The 767-nt window shown below is 51.6% G+C and carries 2 rRNA genes; both read left to right on the top strand.

Annotation, left to right across the window (positions count from 1 at the left end):
- Positions 1–98 (top strand): 16S ribosomal RNA (locus ACGTN9_RS21005); the annotation flags it as partial.
- A 198-nt stretch (positions 99–296) separates the two neighbouring features.
- Positions 297–767 (top strand): 23S ribosomal RNA (locus ACGTN9_RS21000); the annotation flags it as partial.

Below are 767 nucleotides of genomic sequence, written 5' to 3'. Positions count from 1 at the left end.
AACCTTTATGGAGCCAGCCGCCGAAGGTGGGGCCAATGATTGGGGTGAAGTCGTAACAAGGTAGCCGTATCGGAAGGTGCGGCTGGATCACCTCCTTTCTAAGGATATTACGGAAACGTATTGGTTGCGTTCGTTTAGTTTTGAGAGATCGAATGATCTTTCAAAGGAACTTCGACTAAGGTCGCAACGTCCATGTTGCAACGTCGAAGCCACCCCATCCGTGGGGAAGTGAACCTTGAAAACTAGATAAGAGCAAGACATTCAACGACATCAAAACAACGTCTTTTCACGAAGATAGTTAAGTGAAGAAGGGCGCACGGTGGATGCCTTGGCACTAGGAGCCGATGAAGGACGGGACTAACACCGATATGCTTCGGGGAGCCGTAAGTAGGCTATGATCCGGAGATTTCCGAATGGGGAAACCCACGGTCCGTAATGGGACCGTATCCTGTACTGAATACATAGGTGCAGGATGGCAGACCCGGGGAACTGAAACATCTCAGTACCCGGAGGAAGAGAAAGCAAACGCGATTTCCTGAGTAGCGGCGAGCGAAACGGAACCAGCCCAAACCAGAAAGCTTGCTTTCTGGGGTTGTAGGACACTCCTTTGGAGTTACAAAGAGATTTGGTAGGCGAAGCGATCTGGAACGATCGGCCGAAGAAGGTAACAGCCCTGTAGCTGAAACCGAATCTCCTCCGGAGTGGATCCTGAGTACGGCGGAACACGAGGAATTCCGTCGGAATCCGGGAGGACCATCTCCCAAGGC

Source organism: Halobacillus sp. B23F22_5 (genome assembly GCF_043497085.1).
Classification (GTDB): domain Bacteria; phylum Bacillota; class Bacilli; order Bacillales; family Halobacillaceae; genus Thalassobacillus.
The sequence above is the reverse complement of the archived record's forward strand: the minus strand, read 5'-3'. Positions and strand labels throughout refer to the sequence as shown.